17 protein-coding genes are annotated in these 17,192 nt (G+C 66.3%); 1 reads left to right on the forward strand and 16 read right to left on the reverse strand.

Translation table 11 applies throughout. The features are described from left to right. Positions 1 to 54: 54 nt before the first annotated feature. The 7 genes from J2W14_RS05700 to J2W14_RS05730 all read right to left on the reverse strand — a co-directional run bounded on the left by J2W14_RS05700 (position 55) and on the right by J2W14_RS05730 (position 4,722). Positions 55 to 879 (reverse strand): F0F1 ATP synthase subunit delta, encoded by an 825-nt coding sequence (locus tag J2W14_RS05700; protein ID WP_307459661.1) that lies wholly within the window; start codon positions 877 to 879, stop codon positions 55 to 57. Continuing rightward, positions 879 to 1,427, reverse strand: a complete 549-nt coding sequence (locus J2W14_RS05705) for a F0F1 ATP synthase subunit B (RefSeq protein WP_307459665.1) — start codon at positions 1,425 to 1,427, stop codon at positions 879 to 881. The genes J2W14_RS05700 and J2W14_RS05705 overlap by 1 nt, the downstream gene beginning before the upstream one ends. A gap of 57 nt (positions 1,428 to 1,484) precedes the next feature. Next, positions 1,485 to 1,688, reverse strand: a complete 204-nt coding sequence (atpE, locus tag J2W14_RS05710; protein WP_009356484.1) for an ATP synthase F0 subunit C — start codon at positions 1,686 to 1,688, stop codon at positions 1,485 to 1,487. A 77-nt stretch (positions 1,689 to 1,765) separates the two neighbouring features. Beyond that, positions 1,766 to 2,566: a F0F1 ATP synthase subunit A gene (atpB, locus tag J2W14_RS05715; RefSeq protein WP_307459670.1), complete on the reverse strand. Its 801-nt coding sequence runs from the start codon at positions 2,564 to 2,566 to the stop codon at positions 1,766 to 1,768. Between the two features lie 91 nt (positions 2,567 to 2,657). Further along, entirely contained in the window at positions 2,658 to 2,987 is a 330-nt protein-coding gene (locus J2W14_RS05720; protein ID WP_307459672.1) for a hypothetical protein, read from the reverse strand. Continuing rightward, positions 2,980 to 3,465 (reverse strand): hypothetical protein, encoded by a 486-nt coding sequence (locus J2W14_RS05725; protein ID WP_307459674.1) that lies wholly within the window; start codon positions 3,463 to 3,465, stop codon positions 2,980 to 2,982. Before J2W14_RS05725 ends, J2W14_RS05720 begins: the two co-directional genes overlap by 8 nt. 123 nt (positions 3,466 to 3,588) lie before the next feature. After that, positions 3,589 to 4,722: an MraY family glycosyltransferase gene (locus J2W14_RS05730; RefSeq protein ID WP_307459676.1), complete on the reverse strand. Its 1,134-nt coding sequence runs from the start codon at positions 4,720 to 4,722 to the stop codon at positions 3,589 to 3,591. A 296-nt stretch (positions 4,723 to 5,018) separates the two neighbouring features. On the opposite strand from J2W14_RS05730, the gene J2W14_RS05735 reads away from it, so the two are divergent. Continuing rightward, complete coding sequence (locus J2W14_RS05735; RefSeq protein ID WP_307459678.1) at positions 5,019 to 5,915, forward strand: glycosyltransferase; 897 nt, start codon at positions 5,019 to 5,021, stop codon at positions 5,913 to 5,915. On the opposite strand, the gene J2W14_RS05740 is transcribed toward J2W14_RS05735, so the two are convergent. The 9 genes from J2W14_RS05740 to lysA form a co-directional block, all read right to left on the reverse strand. Continuing rightward, positions 5,912 to 6,679 (reverse strand): WecB/TagA/CpsF family glycosyltransferase, encoded by a 768-nt coding sequence (locus tag J2W14_RS05740; RefSeq protein WP_307459681.1) that lies wholly within the window; start codon positions 6,677 to 6,679, stop codon positions 5,912 to 5,914. The two genes, J2W14_RS05735 and J2W14_RS05740, sit on opposite strands and share 4 nt — an antisense overlap. Further along, a complete protein-coding gene (locus J2W14_RS05745; RefSeq protein ID WP_307459684.1) occupies positions 6,676 to 7,569 on the reverse strand; it encodes an L-threonylcarbamoyladenylate synthase in 894 nt (297 codons plus the stop codon). Before J2W14_RS05745 ends, J2W14_RS05740 begins: the two co-directional genes overlap by 4 nt. 33 nt (positions 7,570 to 7,602) lie before the next feature. After that, positions 7,603 to 8,475: a peptide chain release factor N(5)-glutamine methyltransferase gene (gene prmC / locus J2W14_RS05750; protein ID WP_307459687.1), complete on the reverse strand. Its 873-nt coding sequence runs from the start codon at positions 8,473 to 8,475 to the stop codon at positions 7,603 to 7,605. Positions 8,476 to 8,492: 17 nt separating this feature from the next. After that, positions 8,493 to 9,566 carry a peptide chain release factor 1 gene (gene prfA / locus J2W14_RS05755; protein WP_307459690.1) on the reverse strand — a complete coding sequence of 358 codons (1,074 nt, stop codon included), beginning with the start codon at positions 9,564 to 9,566 and terminating at the stop codon, positions 8,493 to 8,495. Positions 9,567 to 9,760: 194 nt separating this feature from the next. Beyond that, entirely contained in the window at positions 9,761 to 11,941 is a 2,181-nt protein-coding gene (rho, locus tag J2W14_RS05760; RefSeq protein WP_307459692.1) for a transcription termination factor Rho, read from the reverse strand. A gap of 323 nt (positions 11,942 to 12,264) precedes the next feature. Further along, positions 12,265 to 13,251 carry a homoserine kinase gene (thrB, locus tag J2W14_RS05765; RefSeq protein WP_307459696.1) on the reverse strand — a complete coding sequence of 329 codons (987 nt, stop codon included), beginning with the start codon at positions 13,249 to 13,251 and terminating at the stop codon, positions 12,265 to 12,267. Positions 13,252 to 13,253: 2 nt separating this feature from the next. Next, on the reverse strand, positions 13,254 to 14,360 hold the full coding sequence (gene thrC, locus J2W14_RS05770; RefSeq protein ID WP_307459697.1) for a threonine synthase: 1,107 nt from the start codon (positions 14,358 to 14,360) through the stop codon (positions 13,254 to 13,256). Further along, entirely contained in the window at positions 14,361 to 15,707 is a 1,347-nt protein-coding gene (locus J2W14_RS05775; RefSeq protein WP_307459701.1) for a homoserine dehydrogenase, read from the reverse strand. Then, positions 15,708 to 17,192 (reverse strand): diaminopimelate decarboxylase, encoded by a 1,485-nt coding sequence (gene lysA, locus J2W14_RS05780; protein ID WP_307459703.1) that lies wholly within the window; start codon positions 17,190 to 17,192, stop codon positions 15,708 to 15,710.

Below are 17,192 nucleotides of genomic sequence, written 5' to 3' on the forward strand. Positions count from 1 at the left end.
ATCATCGTTGCTCACGATGACCGGGGTTTCGTTTAGTTGTGCTGGTCCGGCTGGCTAAGCAAGCTGGCGGTGGAGCTGGGCCAGGCGGGCGAGGACCGAAGCGTCTACCACTTCGTCACCAACCTGGATCCGGATGCCACCGATCAGTGCCGGGTCAACGTTCATGTTGATCTTGAGCTCGCGCCCGTAAAGGGCATTCAGCCCCGCCTGCAGACGGCTGGTCTGTGTCTCCGTCAGCGGACGGGTGACGCTGACCGTTGCAATCCAGCGCTGCTGGCGCTTGGCTGCAAGCTCCGCGAAACGACGAACGAGCTTGGTTACCTTGAGGCCACGCGGCTGCGAAACCGCCTGTCCGATAAGGACCTTCGCTTCCTCGCTTGCACTCGGTACGAGCTTTTCGGCGAGGGCAACCTTGGCGGCCGCGCTTGCCTGCGGCTCGGACACAGCACGCTGTACCTCGTGGTTGGACTCGACAGCCTGGTTGAAGGCGAACAGATCGTTCTCCAGCGTTTCCAGGCCCGTGATCCCCGAGGCAGAGACGGCAGACTTATTCTCAGCAACGGCAATTACCACCGAAGCGGCAAGAGTCTCGAGTGCATCGCCGATATCCCGGGCCGACGCCCAGCGTGAGCTGGCCAGTCCGCTCACGATATCCACAGCATCCGCGGAGACTTTTCCGCCGAAGAGCTGCTTGATAAGCGCCGACTTTTCGTCACCGCTGCGGGACGGGTCAGTCAGGGCGCGGCGCAAGCCAGCAGAGCTGTCCACCGTTCCCAGGATTCCGAAGAGTTCCTTAGCCAACTGCAGCGAGGCAAATGGAAGCTTGGCTTCCAGCGCCACCAAAGCCGCGGTGAGCGATTCGCTCGATACACCTGCCATTACTTAGCTGCACCTGCGTTCTGGTTCTCCAGATCTGCCAGGAAGCGGTCAACCACACGGGCTGAACGCGCGTCGTCCTCGAGGGACTCGCCAACAATGCGGCCCGCCAGGGTGGTGGCCAGCGTGCCAACTTCCGTGCGCAGCGACACAACGGCCGCCTGGCGCTCGGACTGGATCGCCGCATGCGCCTGGGCCGTGATGCGGGCAGACTCGAGCGCTGCCTTCTCCTTCAGGTCCGCAAGGATCTGAGCGCCTTCGGCACGTGCTTCCTCGCGGATGCGGTTGGCCTCGGCACGGGCATCGGTGAGCTGCTGCTTGTACTCTTCGAGGGCAGCGGAAGCCTCTGCCTGGGCCTTTTCAGCCTTGGCTATGCCGCCTTCAATGGCCTCCGCACGCTCTGCGAAGGTCTTCTCGAACATCGGGACAACGTACTTGACCACGATGAACATGAGAACAGCGAAGCCGGCGAAGACGACAAGCATTTCCCAGGGATTGGGAACCAGAGGGTTAGTGCCCTCTGTGGCGGCTGAGATGATCAGCTGATTCATAATTCACCCGTCCTTATCTACTCGGTTCTGGATGTTCGCTTAGTTCTAAAGTTCAGACTAAAGAACGAACGCGAAGACCAGGCCGAGGATGGCGAGGGCTTCAGTCAGCGCGAGGCCGAGGAATGCGATCGGCTGGAGCACACGCTGTGCCTCCGGCTGACGTGCTACGCCGTTGATGTAAGCGGCGAACACGAGACCAACACCGATACCACCGCCGATTGCGGACAGACCGTAACCTACGAGGTTGAGATTGCCTTCCATTTTTTTCCTTTCAAGATGCCATCTATGTGGCAGGTTGTTTGGTGTACTTCATCCCCCGAGGGGAAGATTTTGGGTGCCTAGTGGCTATCCGCGTGCAGCGCGCCTTCGATGTAGATCGCGGTCAGCAGCGTGAACACGTACGCCTGCAGGACCATGATCAGCGCTTCCAGCATGTACATGGCGATCGCACCGCCAAGGACGAGAACTGAAGCGCCCTTCAGCAGGAGGTTCTCCTGCGTGACGAGGTACTCGATGCCCGAACCGGCGATCATGACGATCAGGTGGCCGGCCAGCATGGTCGCGAACAAACGGAGGCTGTGCGTGACCGGGCGGACCAGGAAGTTGGAGATGATCTCGATCGGAATGACGATCGGAAGAATGTAGCCCGGGACTCCGGACGGCACGGTGGCCAGCTTGAAGTACTTCAGGCCGTTCTTCTTGACGCCGATGACGATCCACGTGACATACACGATTCCGGCCATCACGTAGGCGCCGCCGACATGCGAGAAGGTGGGGAGCTGGATCAACGGAATTGCGCCGTAGATATTGTTCACCAGGATGAAGAAAAACAGGCTGAACAACAGCGGGACGTACTTCATGAAGTCTTTGCCGCCGATGATGTCCTTGCCGATGCCGTTGCGGACGAAGCCGTAGGCGGCCTCACCGGCGAACTGGAGCCTGCCGGGGACGAGCTGACCCTTGCGGGCAGCCATCAGAAAGAATGCGGCGATAATAACGACCGAAAGGATTACCAGCAGCATCTGCTTGGAGAATCCGTCGGCCGCCCCCCACGGCACGATTGCCGGCAGGTGGATTTCTTCAATTCCAGGAGGCGTAAAAGTTCCTGAATTCTGGGCCGGGAGCGCAAGCGCGATCAACGCGTTTCCTCTCTGCAGTGTCCATCATTGGGCGTTGGCCGGGGAAAGGCAACGTTGCTGTCGCATTCTCCCCGTGTGAAATTATTTGGCATTACTGATCCTCGTCCTGAGACGGGCCACGTGCAGCATTGTCCCCGCCGGCGGATTTATCCGGGCTGGTGAGGCCGTGCATATGAGAAAGATAGAACCCTCCCGCGGCTCCCAACAGGGCGCCTGCGAGCACAATCCAGCGGGTTCCCCACAGATTATCCAGACCCCACCCTATCAAACTCCAGACGAGGATTCCGCCAACAATGTAGCTGAAGACGGCGATGCCGGCGTTGTATCCGCCGTCGCGTCCGTTGTCGGATACACCGGGGGCTCCGGTCGTTTTTGCGGGGGTGCGGGGCTTGTTCGTGGGGCGCTCTTTGCGGCTAAACATCGGTGCCGCCTTCCGGGGTCTCGGGGTCGTTGTAGAGCTGGAGCCGGGCCTTGCTGAAACCGTAGATTTCGGCGGCCTGCCACAGGACCACGGTCACGACGGCGCCGGCCAGGAACCAGCGCCCGTTCAGCCACTCGGGGCTGCCGATGGCAAACAGCACCACGGCAAAACCGACGACCTTGATGAAATAGGTGGCCGCGAACAGGCCGATGGCCCCGGAGGAGTGATTGCGGCCGCCGAAGTGGCCGACCAGGAGGCTGATCGAAAAGAAAGCGATAACCAGCACGCCGCCAAAGAGGGACGACAGCGCCGCAGCCATACTGTCGAAAAGGAGCGCCGCCAGGCTGGTGAGCATTAGGGCGCCGCCGCCAACGGCCGAACTGATGGCCAGCAGCCGCAGCCACAATGATTTTGTGGGACCTGAGACACCAACGTCTCCGGCGCCGGACGTTCGTCCGGGTTCGGCGTTGGAGGTCATGAGATCCCAATCGTCGAGGCGTGGTGTGCTGGTCAAAGTCGCGCGGCGAAGGACCGCACATGAATTCTACATGAGATAGAAATTATTCGGAAAAGCCTTGCAGGGGGCGATTCCCCTGCGGCGTCATTCTTCCTCGGCCGAAGAGCGCGGCCCCAGTCCCGGCGCCCGGTGGCGCAGGTACGGCCACGCCGTCACGCCGGCCATGATGGTCATTGCGGCCACGTTCGCGACCATAACGACCTGCCACTGGAAGATGGCGAGGGCGAGGCCTCCGAACGCCAGCACACAGGTCCACAGGTACATCAGGATGACGGCGCCGCGGTGTGAATACCCGATATCCAGGAGCTTGTGGTGCAGGTGGCCGCGGTCCGCCGACCACGGCGACCGCCCGAGCGCGGTGCGGCGCACGACGGCCAGGCCGAGGTCCAGCAGCGGCAGGAACAGCACCGCAAAGGGAAGCAGGATCGGGATGATGGTGGGGATGCCGTTGGCCCGGTCATAAAGCCCGGACGTGATCTGGCCGGTGGACACAATGCCCGCCGAGGCCATGATCAGGCCGATCAGCATGGCCCCGGAGTCACCCATGAAGATCTTGGCAGGGAACCAGTTGTGCGGCAGGAAGCCGATGCACGCGCCGACGAGCACGGCGGTCAGCAGGGTGGCCAGGTCCGAGCGGTCCAGCAGGATGGCCGTCCGGTGCACCCAGTACGCCGTCAGGAAGAACGCCGTGCCCCCGATGATGGCCACGCCCGCAGCCAGCCCGTCCAGGCCGTCGATGAAGTTGAACGCGTTCATCGTCGTCACGATCAGCCCGGCCGTCAGCGCGATACTCACCGCATCGCTTTCGATCACATACGGCTCGGGGACGAACGGAATGATGGTCATCCGGACGCCCCAGATCGCCACCACCAGGGCCGCGGCGCTTTGGCCGATGAGTTTGACCCACCAGCGCAGGTCCAGCAGGTCATCCGCCACGCCGACCAGCACGATCACGGCTGCGCCCGCGAGGATCCCCCAGGGTGCGTCGTTGTTACGGTAGATGTCCTTAACGAAGAAAGACTGGCTGGCGATCAGCAGCGCCACGAAGAACCCGGCAAAGATTCCCAGGCCGCCGAGCCTCGACACGGGGGTCGAGTGCATGTCCCGGCTGCGGATCGGGGAGAACAGCTCCATCCGGTTGCCGACATAGCGGGCACCCCAGGTCGCTGTGTAGCTCACGACTGCCGCTGAGAGCATCATGAGCAGGTACATAATCACTGCGAAGACACCCGCTTGGAGCCGTCCGCACAGGGCACACCCGGTTTCACAGCCCGGAGCCACGGTGATGCTGCGTGGCTCCGGGGGTGGGGTGAACTCAGTTGCTGTGGGTCTGTCTTGCGATAAATGAAACTTCTCCGTCGCCGCGCGCAGGGCAGGCAGTGCGTAGTGCCTGACAGGGCTGTATTACAGTGGACTCTAGTCAAGATACTAACGCCAACGGCCACTTGTCTTCGCGTCACACGGCCCATCGCCGGCGGGAAAACCACCGGCGGCCGTGCTGAAAGGAACACTCGATGACCCTGTCGGTTGCAGTTGCCGCCGTGACGTTTGACCGTCCCCGGGAGCTGGCAGTTCTGCTGAACGCCATCAACAACCAGACGGCATCGGTTCGTTCAATATGCCTTGTCGACTCCGGCACGGTTCCCGCCCAGGACGTCGCGCGGGCGCACGAAAATGTGGATTACGTCCGGTCCGAGGCCAACCTCGGCGGTGCGGGAGGCTTCTCCCTCGCGATCCTCAAGGCCGTCGCCACCGGCGCCGAGTGGATCTGGATGATGGACGACGACGCCGAGCCCGCCGACCCGGAATGCCTCGCCACGCTCGTCCGCGAGGCGGAGGCCCGGGACCTCGAAGCCGTTGTCCCGCTCGTGGTTGCCCCCGGCCACCCCGACCGGCTCTCCTTCTTCTTCCGCCTGGACGGCAAGGTCACCCACGACCGCGCCGAGGTGGAGAAGATCGGTTTCCTGCCGGACGACGGCCACTTCTTCAACGGCGCGCTGATCCGCTCGGATGTCTTTTTCAAGGTTGGCCTGCCGGACATGCGCCTGTTCATCCGCGGGGACGAGGTGGACTTCACTATCCGGCTCCGCAAGGCCGGCATCCGCTTCGGCACCGTCACGACGACGGCGATCACGCACCCCCACGCTTTTTCCGAGACCAAACACGTCTATGGCGCCCGGTGGCACGTCATCGTGCCGGAGTCGGCCTTCAAGCGCTACTTCTATTACCGGAACCGCGGGTACCTCATCCGCCGCCACTTCCGGATTAAGTCGTTCGTCGCGGACGTTGGCGGCTACCTCGGCTATTTCCTGCAGCGCGGCGATCTCCGCGGCCTGGCCGACTGGTTCGGGGCTTTTTCCGCCGGGTTGCGCGGCAAGGGCTTTGGCCCCCTCAAGGACCAGAAGTTCTAGCGCCCGGGCTGTAGCCGGCGCCGGATCAGCAGCCCGGCGAGCAGCCAGGGCTCGCCGAAGACCCGGTACGCGACCCGCCGGGGGTGCAGGACCAGCCGCCAGGCCCATTCCAGGCCGAGGCGTCCGAGCCACCGCGGTGCCAGTTTCTGGATCCCCGCAATCTGCTCGATCGCGCCGCCAACGGCACAGTAGACCGCCGGGGGCAGCGTTGCCAGCCGGCGCGTGAGAACCTGCTCCTGCAGCGGCATGCCCAGCCCGACCAGCACCAGCTGCGGCCGGAACTCCGCGAGCCATGTGACGGCCGAATCCTCGAGCTCCTCGTTCCAGCCCTCCCCCGGCAGTCCGGCCACCCGGGCCTGCGGGACCAGGGCCGCGAGCCGGGCCACGGCCTGGGAGTTCGCCTCGGGTCCGGCTCCGATCACGGCGATCCGCTCCAGACCTTCGACGTCGGCCAGCGCAGGGATCCAGTCCGTGGAACCCAGCCGGTAGTCCATGACGGGCCCCCCGCCCTGCCGTGCGCCGCTGCCGCGGGCCCAGAGCATCAGCACCGGCGCGCCGTCGATCAGGACCACGTCGCTTTGATCGTAGAACGCCCGGAAGGCCGGGTCGGAGTGGCACAGTGTGACGCTGTGCAGGTTGTGTCCCACGACCGTGCGGGTGGTGCCTTCGGCCACGAAGCGGTTCAGGACCCCTGTCAGTTCAGGAACAGTCAGGGGCGTCGCGTCCACGTCAAGGACGGGGACGCTTTGTCGCTGGAGGATCATGCGGTGCCGGCCCCCGTGCTGGGACGTTCGACGGGTGCCCCAGTTTCAACGGGTTCAGGATGTACAGCGGGTGCCACAGTTTCAACCGGTTCAGGATGTACAGCGGGTTCCGCACTTACAGCCGGTTCAGGAACCAAGGCGGGTTCCGCAGTTTCAGCGGGAACCACGGCGGGTTCCGCGGGCCCGGCAGCTTCCGCCGCCGCGGCCACATCCTCTACAGCTTCCGGTTCCTCGCCGGCGCCCAGCACGGACGGGACGACCTCGCGGAGCCGTTCCAGGCTGATGGCGCCCTGGCGGACCACCCGCAGCGGCACGGCGGTGGCATCAACGATGGTGGACGGCAGGGCGTCGGCGCCCTCGGCCGGACGTGGCCCGCCTTCGAGGTACACCTCCACTGACTCCGCAAGCTGGGCTTCGGCCTCGGCTGCGGTCAGCGCGGCCGCCTGGCCGGTGCGGTTCGCCGAGGACACGGCCAGCGGCCCGGTCAGGGTCAGCAGGTCCTGGGCGACGTCGTCAGCCGGGATCCGCAGGGCGACGGTGCCCTTGGTCTCGCCAAGGTCCCAGTCCAGGGACGGCTGGGCATGCAGGATCAGCGTGAGTCCGCCCGGCCAGAACGCCTCGGCCAGGCGCCGGGCCTCTGCCGGAACGTCCGTGGCGAGGCCGTCGAGGGCATTGAGCCTGGGGATCAGGACCGGCGGCGGCATTTTCCGGCTGCGGCCTTTCGACGCCAGCAGCAGGGTGACCGCGAGGGGGGAGAACGCATCGGCGGCGATCCCGTACACGGTGTCCGTCGGGAAGACCACGCACTTGTGGTCCCGGATGGCCCGCTGGGCATGTTCAAGTCCGGCAGCGCGCTGCTCAGCTTCTGTGCAATCGTAGCTAGTCGTCACTGGCCTATTCTTTCATCACTTCGTTTGCCCGTTTCACCGCGAGGCGGCCGGGCAGGCACGGACGGCGCTGGTGGCCCGGTCCCTGCCGTTGAGGTCACGATGCGTGGCCACCTCGGCCCACAGCCCGGAGCGCTCCAGCATCGCGGCGATCCAGCCGGCCTGGACTTCGGCGTGTTCCATCACGAAGTAGCCGCCGGGAACCAGCAGCCGGGCCGCGGAGGCTGCAGCCGCCGTCGGAAGCTCCATGCCGTCCGCTCCCCCGCCGTACAGTGCCTCGGGGGGATCGTGCAGTGCCACTTCGGGTTCGTTGGGGACCGCTTCGGCGGGAATATAGGGCGGATTGGACACGACGACGTCGAACGTCCCGTTGTGCTCCGGCAGGGCATCGCGCAGATCACCGCGGATCAGGTGGACACCGAGCGGCTGCAGGTTCCGGGCGGCCCAGGCGTGCGCGAACTCGCTGAATTCGACGGCGTGGACCTCCGCGCCGGGAACCTCGTGCGCGATGGAGCCGGCGATGGCCCCGGACCCGGTGCCCAGGTCCACCACCTTGGGATGTGCCAGGCCCCGCAGCCGGTCGATCACAAGCTGCACGACGGATTCGGTTTCCGGGCGGGGTATGAACACTCCCGGCCCGACGGCCAGCGCCAGGTAGCGGAAGTGCGCGACGCCGGTGATGTGCTGCAGCGGAATGCGCTGGGCGCGCTCGGCGATGAGCTCCCCGTAGCCGTCCGGGGCGGCGGTGTCGCCCAGCATCAGGGCCCGGAGCCGGCCAAGCCCGACGCCGAGCAAATGCTCGGCGAGGAGTTCGGCGTCGGCCCGGGGACTCGGGACGCCCGCGGCGGCCAGGACGGCGGTGCCCTCGCGGACCGCGTCCGCAAGGCTCCGCCCGGTTCCTTCTGTCATCACTGCGCGGGCCGGGATCAGTCGCCGATGGCGTCGAGGCGGGCCTGTTCGTCCATCTCGATGGCCGACTGGATGACCGGCTCCAGGTCACCGTTCATGACCTGGTCCAGGTTGTAGGCCTTGTAACCGGTGCGGTGGTCCGCGATCCGGTTCTCCGGGTAGTTGTAGGTCCGGATGCGCTCCGAGCGGTCCATGGTGCGGATCTGCGACTTGCGCTGGGCGGAGTTCTCGGCGTCGATCTGCTCCTGCTGGTGCGCCAGGATGCGGGCGCGGAGCACGCGCATGCCGGCTTCGCGGTTCTGTAGCTGCGACTTCTCGTTCTGCATGGCCACCACGATTCCGGTGGGAAGGTGGGTGATCCGGACGGCGGAGTCCGTGGTGTTCACGGACTGGCCGCCGGGGCCGGAGGAACGGTAAACGTCAATTTTGAGGTCGTTCTGGTTGATCTCGAGTTCTTCGGGCTCGTCCACTTCCGGGAGCACCAGCACGCCGGCAGCGGAGGTGTGGATGCGGCCCTGGGATTCCGTCACGGGGACGCGCTGCACACGGTGCACGCCGCCTTCGAACTTGAGCCGCGCGTAGACGCCCTCGGCCGGATCGTTCGAGTTGCCCTTGATGGCCACCTGGACGTCCTTGTAGCCGCCCAGGTCGGACTCATTGGCGGAAATCATCTCGGTCTTCCAGCCGCGGGATTCCGCGTACCGGGTGTACATCCGCAGCAGGTCGGCCGCGAACAGGGCGGCCTCGTCGCCGCCTTCGCCGCCCTTGACTTCGAGGATCACGTTGCGGGCGTCGTCCGGGTCGCGCGGGATCAGCAGCCGGCGCAGCTTGGCCGCGGCCGTCTCCAGCGCAACCTCCAGCTCGGGCACCTCGGCAGCAAACTCCGGGTCCTCCCCTGCCATTTCCTTTGCAGCCGCAAGGTCATCCTGGATGCCGTGCCAGGCATGGTACGCCTCGACAATGCCGTTCAGCTGGGCAGAACGCCGCCCCAGCTTCCGGGCCAGCTTCTGGTCAGCATAGACAGCAGGATCCCCAAGCTGTGCCTGGATAGCGTCATGCTCATCCAACAGGCCCTGTACGGACTCAAACATTTTCAAAACCTCTTTCGACTCTTACAAGTCTAGTTACTGCAACGCGGGGTCACTTACGGCCCGTTCGGTGGTCCCTGATGGGCTCTAGGTGACCCCGCGTTGCTTCTTGAAGCGGAGGAACCGGTTAACGCAACAACCGCCCGGGGAATTGGCGGCCCGGGAAGGGCCGCCAATTTCCGAGCGGTTACGCGTCGCTATTTGTCGTTATCGGACTTCGCACCAAGCGTCGTCTTCTGCACCTGCATGAGGAACTCGACGTTGCTCTGGGTCTCCCGGATCTTGTTGGTCAGCAGCTCAAGGCTCTGCTGCGTTTCGAGTCCGGAAAGGACGCGGCGCAGCTTCCACATGATCTTGACTTCCTCGGGGGACAGCAGGTTTTCCTCACGGCGGGTACCAGACGCGTTGACGTCCACGGCCGGGAAGATGCGCTTGTCCGCGAGCTGGCGGGACAGGCGCAGTTCCATGTTGCCGGTGCCCTTGAACTCTTCGAAGATGACCTCGTCCATCTTGGAACCGGTCTCGACGAGCGCGGTTGCCAGGATGGTCAGTGAGCCACCGTTTTCGATGTTGCGGGCTGCACCGAAGAAGCGCTTCGGCGGGTACAGCGCTGCGGAGTCGACGCCACCGGAGAGGATACGGCCGGAAGCCGGCGCCGCCAGGTTGTAGGCACGGCCCAGGCGGGTCATCGAGTCGAGGAGAACCACAACGTCCATGCCCATTTCCACGAGGCGCTTGGCACGCTCGATGGAGAGCTCGGCCACGGTGGTGTGGTCGTCGGCGGGACGGTCGAAGGTGGAGGCAATGACCTCACCCTTGACGGTGCGCTGCATGTCCGTGACTTCTTCGGGGCGTTCGTCAACAAGCACCATCATGAGGTGGACCTCAGGATTGTTGGTGGTGATGGCGTTGGCGATGGACTGCAGGATGAGCGTCTTGCCGGCCTTCGGCGGCGAAACGATCAGGCCGCGCTGGCCCTTGCCGATCGGGGCAACCAGGTCAATGACGCGGGGGCCGATCTTCTTCGGGTCCGTCTCGAGGCGCAGGCGCTCGGAGGGGTACAGCGGGACGAGCTTCGCGAATTCGACGCGGTCCTTGAGTTCCTCGGGGGTCTTGCCGTTGACCGAGGTGACGCGGACCAGTGCGTTGAACTTCTGGCGCGCAGTCTGCTGCTGGCCGCCCTGCGGGGCCTCGCCTTCACGCGGTGCGCGGATGGCACCGACGACGGCGTCGCCCTTGCGCAGGTTGTACTTCTTGACCTGGGCGAGGGACACGTAGACGTCGTTCGGGCCCGGCAGGTAGCCGGAAGTGCGGATGAACGCGTAGTTCTCCAGCACGTCCAGGATGCCGGCAACGGGCACCAGGACGTCGTCCTCGGTGACCTCAACGTCGTCGACGTCCGGTCCCTGGACGCGTCCCCGACGGCGGTCGTTGCGGTCGCGGAAGCGGTCGTTGCGCGAGGTGTTGTCGCGGCTGTCCTGCCCGCCGGAGCGCTCGGGACGGTCATTGCGGTCACGCCGGTTCCGGCGGTTCCGGCGGCTGCCGCCGTCGCTGTCGTCGCTGTCGCGGGTATCGCGGTTAGCAGTGTTGTCGCGGGTGTCGCGGCTGCCGGCAGCCTCGTCGCGGCCGCCGCGGGTGCGGGTGCCCTCACGGCGCTGGCCGTCTTCGCTGCCCTGCTCTGCCTGGCGCTGTTCGGTGCGCTGTTCGGTGCGCTGTTCGGTGCGCTGCTCAGCCGGACGCTGCTCGGCCGGAGCCTCGACAGCGGTCGCGGCCGGGGCTGCGGACTGCGCTGTGTTCTGCGCTGCGCCCTGTCCTGCGGACTGCTCGGCGGCATCGCCGCGGCGGCGGTTGCGGGTGCGCGGCTGGCGGGTGCGGTCGCTGCCTTCCGTCGAGGCAGCGGCGGAGCCGTTCTCGGCAGAGCCAGCCTCGGCGGAAGCCACGGGGGCCTCCACGGCAGGGGCGGCCGCGGGTGCCTCGGCGGCGGGAGTCGTGATGACGCCGTCGCTGCCTGCGCGGCGGCTGCGGCCACGTCCACGGGCACGCGGGTTCTCCTGGGCCGGGGCCTCGGAATCGGCGGCGGCAGGCGCGGCGGCAGGGGACGAGGTCTGGGCGACGGTCCCGTTGTCGGTCGCCTTTTCAGCAGCGCGGGCCGGAGCCTTGCTTACCGGAGTACCGGAGCGGTGGGCGGAAATGGCCGACACAAGGTCGCCCTTCCGCATCCGCGAACCGCCGGAAATCCCCAGCTGGCTGGCAAGAGCCTGGAGCTGGGCGAGCTTGAGGCCGGCAAGGCCGCTGCTCTTGGCGGGTGCTGCCGTAGACGATCCGGCAGCAGAAGATGATGTTTCCACAGCTGAAGACAGCTCAGTGGTTTCGGTCACGAAGGATCCTTCCCCCTCGACGGCGTCCAGACTAGGAGCTGGACGCGATGATTTGATCTGGGCTGCAGTTCAGATCTGCAGCCGGGATTTCGGCCTTGCCGGATGGATATTGGCCAGCACGGCCGGTTATAGCTCCACCTGGCGCGTTCCGGAAGAGAAGGAACGGCGGGCTGACGCTTTCAGGGGTGCAGAGATTGTTTCTGCGGATTCCTGCGTCAGACCAAAAGCAGGTGGCACCGGAAAATATTGCGCAGTGAAAGATGAGAGGCCACTAGGCCAACATCGCGGTCTTTTGAACAGTAACTGAATTACTGCCTGCGTGATTACCGCCGGTGCACTTCCACTTTAGCACCTTCGACGTCCACAGCCAGCTTCATCACACGCCAGCCCACGTCCGGCGTGTTGCCGGACGTGAAGGTGCCGATGAACTCCACGGCGGCTTCGGCCTGGGCCTCTCCGTTGGCGAGGACCAGCACGGTGGGTCCGGCGCCGGAGACGACGGCGGCGAAGCCCGCCCGCCGCAGGGCTGCGATCAGGTCCGCGCTGGGGCGCATGGCGGCGGCTCGGTAGCTCTGGTGCAGGTAGTCCTCGGTGCCGGCCAGCAGGAACTCCGGCTTTTGCGTCAGGGCGTGGATCAGCAGGGCCGCACGTCCGGAGTTCATGGCGGCGGCGTGGTGGCCCACCGAGGCAGGCAGCAGCGCCCGGGCGGCTTCGGTGGAGAGTTCGAAGTCCGGCACGGCAACCACCGGAATGACCGCGGAGGCCACCGCCGCGCAGGTGCTGCTGTACTGGTCACTGTCCTGCCACGACAGCGCCAGTCCGCCGAAAATGGCGGGTGCGACGTTGTCGGGGTGCCCTTCCATTTCGCTGGTGAGCTGCAGGACCCAGTTCTTGTCCCGGCGGGCCGCCTCCGGAACCAGGGCATTGGCGGCGGTGACCGCGGCGACGACGGCAGAGGCCGAGGAGCCCAGGCCGCGGCCGTGCGGGTTGATGTTGTCCGCCGTGATCCGCAGGCCGTCGTGCCGGAAGCCCAGGCGGTGCAGGGCCTCGGTGATGGCCCTGACCACCAGGTGGCTGGCATCGCGGGGTAGGGATTCCGCCCCTTCGCCGCTAAGTTCGAATTCCAGCTCGCCGCTGTCCAGGGTTTCCACCGTCAGCGTGTCGAACAGCGTCAGCGCCAGGCCGAGGCTGTCATACCCGGGGCCGAGGTTCGCGCTCGTGGCCGGCACGCGGACCGTTACGAGCTGCCCGGCCGGAACCGCTGGCGTGTCGGCGGCGGACTCGGCCGGGATGGTGAGGGTGATTTCCACGGTTACTTTTCTTCCAGTCCCAGGGCCGTGGCCACGGTGACCACGTCGTTCGAGACCTTGACGGGCTGCACTTCGCTGCCGTCCTCCGTGCGGAGCGCCCACTGCGGGTCCTTGAGGCCGTGGCCGGTGACCGTGATGACGATGGTCTTGCCGGCCGGCACTTCGCCGGCGGCGTGCTTCTTGATCAGGCCGGCGACGCCGGCAGCGGAGCCCGGCTCGACGAAGACGCCTTCACGGGCGGACAGCCAGCGGTGGGCGGACAGGATTTCCTCATCCGTCACCGCTTCGATCACACCGCCGGACTCGTCGCGGGCGGCGATGGCGGAGTCCCAGGACGCGGGGTTGCCGATCCGGATGGCGGTCGCGATCGTGTCGGGTTCCGTGATCGGGTGGCCGGCGACGAACGGTGCGGCGCCGGCGGCCTGGAAGCCCCACATGACCGGGGTCCGGGTGGAGACGGCGGCCAGCGTTCCGGCGGTGGCGGACTCGAACGGCGCGCAGTATTCCTTGTAGCCCTTCCAGTACGCGGTGATGTTGCCGGCGTTGCCCACCGGGAGCACGTGGAAGTCCGGGGCGTCACCGAGCGAGTCGACGACCTCGAAGGCGCCCGTCTTCTGGCCTTCGATCCGGGCCGGGTTGACCGAGTTGACCAGGAACACCGGGTAGGACTCCCCCAGCTTGCGGGCAATGTCGAGGCAGTCGTCGAAGTTGCCGTCGACCTGCAGCAGGGTTGCGCCGTGCGCGATCGCCTGGCTCAGCTTCCCCATCGAGATCTTGCCTTCGGGCACCAGCACGACGCACTTGAGCCCGGCCGCGGTGGCATAGGCGGCGGCGGAGGCGGAGGTGTTGCCGGTGGAGGCGCACACGACGGCTTTGGCCCCGGCGGCGACCGCCGCAGTCATGGCCATGGTCATGCCGCGGTCCTTGAAGGAGCCGGTCGGGTTCATCCCCTCGACCTTGAGGTAGACCTCGCTGCCGGTGAGCGCGGAAAGCTGCTGCGCGTGGACCAGCGGGGTGCCGCCCTCCCCCAGGGTGATGACCTTGGTGGCCTCGGTGACCGGCAGTCGTTCGGCGTATTCGCGGATAACGCCGCGCCATTGGTGAGCCACTTAGACTCCTTCTACCCGCAGTACGGATGTAACTGAATTGATGACGTCCAGGCCCTTGACGGCCTCGACGGTGGCTGCCAGTGCAGCCTCGCTTGCGCGGTGGGTCACGATCCGCAGTTCCGCTGACTCGACATTCGAATCGGCATCGCGGTGGATGGTCTGCCGCATGATTTCAATGGAGACGCCGTGGTCGGCGAAGAGCCGGGCAATCTTCGCCAGCACGCCGGGCTGGTCCGCGACGTCGAGTCCGATGTAGTAGCTGGTGACCGCGGCGGTGATGGGAAGCGCGGACACCTGGCCGGTCGTGGTCTCGGCACGGCCGGGACCGCCCAGGACGATGCTGCGGGCAGCGGAGATGAGGTCGCCCATCACGGCGGAGGCGGTCGGCTTGCCGCCGGCGCCCTGGCCGTAGAACATCAGCTCGCCCGCGTTTTCGGCCTCGATGAAGACGGCGTTGAAGGCTCCGCGCACCGCGGCCAGCGGGTGTTCGCGCGGCAGCAGGGTCGGGTGCACGCGGACGGACACGCCGGTATCGCCGTTGGCGCCTGTTTCCGTGCCTGTTTCTGTGCCTGCGGCCGTTAGCTTCTCGGCGATCGCCAGCAGCTTGATGACGAAGCCGGCGTCCTTCGCCGCGGCGATGTCCGCGGCGGTGACGGAACTGATGCCCTCGCAGTACACGTCGTCCAGGGAGAAACGCGTGTGGAAGGACAGCGAGGCAAGGATCGCGGCCTTGGAGGCGGCGTCGTAGCCCTCGACGTCGGCGGTGGGGTCGGCTTCGGCGTAGCCCAGCCGCTGGGCCTGGGCCAGGGCGTCGGCGAACTGCGCCCCGGTGGAGTCCATCTGGTCCAGGATGAAGTTGGTGGTGCCGTTGACGATGCCCAGCACCCGGGTGATCCGGTCGCCGGAGAGGCTGTCGCGGATGGGCCGCAGGATGGGGATCGCGCCGGCCACGGCGGCCTCGTAGGACAGCTGCACACCGGCCTTGTCCGCTTCCTCGTGGAGGGTGGGGCCGTCCTTGGCAACGAGCGCCTTGTTGCCGGTGACCACGCAGGCGCCGTTGCGCATGGCGGTCAGGATCAGGGTCCGGGCGGGTTCGATCCCGCCCATCAGCTCGATCACCAGGTCGGCGTCCTTGATCAGGGTCTCGGCGTCTGTGGTGAACAGCCCGCGGGGCAGCTCGACCTCGCGGGGGGCGTCGAGGTTGCGCACGGCGATGCCGACCAGCTCCAAGCGGGCGCCGGCGCGCGAGGCCAGCATGTCGGCGTCGTCAAGGAGAATCCGCGCGACCTGGGCCCCGACGTTGCCACAGCCCAGCAGGGCTACTTTCAGGGTTCGCAATTCGGTCATTCAGACTCCCATGTCGCGGTTGAGCAGATCTTCTTCGGTTTCCCCGCGGACAATGAGCCGGGCAGATCCGTCGCGCACAGCGACAACGCCCGGCCGGGCCAGATAGTTGTAGTTGCTTGACAGGGCCCAGCAGTAGGCGCCGGTACCCGGTACAGCGAGCAGATCACCGGCTGCCACGTCCTCGGGCAGATATACATCTCTAACAACTATGTCGCCGCTCTCGCAATGTTTGCCCACTACGCGGGACAGCTGCGGGGCCGCGTCCGACGTTCGGGAGGCCAGAATTGCGGAGTAATCCGCGTCGTAGAGCACCGGGCGCGGGTTATCGCTCATGCCGCCGTCCACCGACACATACCGGCGCGGGTACGTAACGCTGTCGCCGGGTTCACCGGGTTTGCCGGTTGCCGGGGTATCGACCCGGACGGTCTTCAGCGTGCCCACCTCGTAGAGCGTGAAGGTGGTGCTGCCGACGATCGCACGGCCTGGTTCGATCGAAATCCGCGGGGCGGAAATCCCCAGCTCGGCGCATTTGGAGCGGACGACGGCGGCCATCGCCTGGGCGATTTCGGCGGCCGGGCGCGGGGTGTCCACGGGCGTGTAGGCAATGCCGTAGCCGCCGCCGAGGTCCAGTTCGGGGAGCACGATCGAGTACTTGGTCTGCATCGCGGCGAGGAAGTCCAGCAGCTTCTCCGCGGCCAGGGCGAAGCCGTCCGGCTCGAAGATCTGCGAACCGATGTGGCAGTGCAGGCCCAGCAGTTCGATGCCGGGGTAGCCCGTCGCCGCGGCGACGGCTTCCTCGGCTGCGGACAGCCCGGCCTGCTCGGTGGAGTCCCCGGCCATGGAGAGGCCGAACTTCTGGTCCTCGTGGGCCGTGGCGATGAATTCGTGGGTGTGGGCGTGCACGCCCGGGGTCAACCGCAACATGACCTTCGCGGTTTCACCGCGGGCGTCGGCGATCTTGGCGACGCGCTCGAGTTCGGCGAGGCTGTCCACCACGATCCGCCCCAGTTTCAGGTCCAGCGCGCGGTGGATCTCGCCGTCGGACTTGTTGTTGCCGTGCAGCGCGACGTCGGGGCCGGGGATCCCGGCGCGGGCGGCGACGGCGAGTTCGCCGCCGGAGGCCGTGTCCAGCCGCAGCCCCTCTTCCTCCACCCAGCGGACCACTGCCGTGCACAGGAAGGATTTTCCGGCGTAGTAGACGTCCACTCCCCCGCAGATGTCGGCGAAGGCGTCGTTAAAGGCGTCGGAAAAGGCACGGGCCCGGGCCCGGAAGTCGTTCTCGCTCATCACAAACAGGGGTGTGCCGAACTGGCGCTGGAGCTCACTGACGGTGATGCCGTCAATGGCGAGTTCGCCGGCGTCGTTCCGGGTGACGCCGCCGGCCCACAGCGGCTCGTGCAGGGCATTGAGGTCGGCGGGGACCTGCAGCCATTCCGGGGCGAGCGGGGAGGCGGCGCCGGCGGTGGTGGACGGGTTCGTGGTCAT

Origin of the sequence: Pseudarthrobacter oxydans (assembly GCF_030812335.1) — a bacterium.
GTDB lineage: Bacteria > Actinomycetota > Actinomycetes > Actinomycetales > Micrococcaceae > Arthrobacter > Arthrobacter oxydans_B.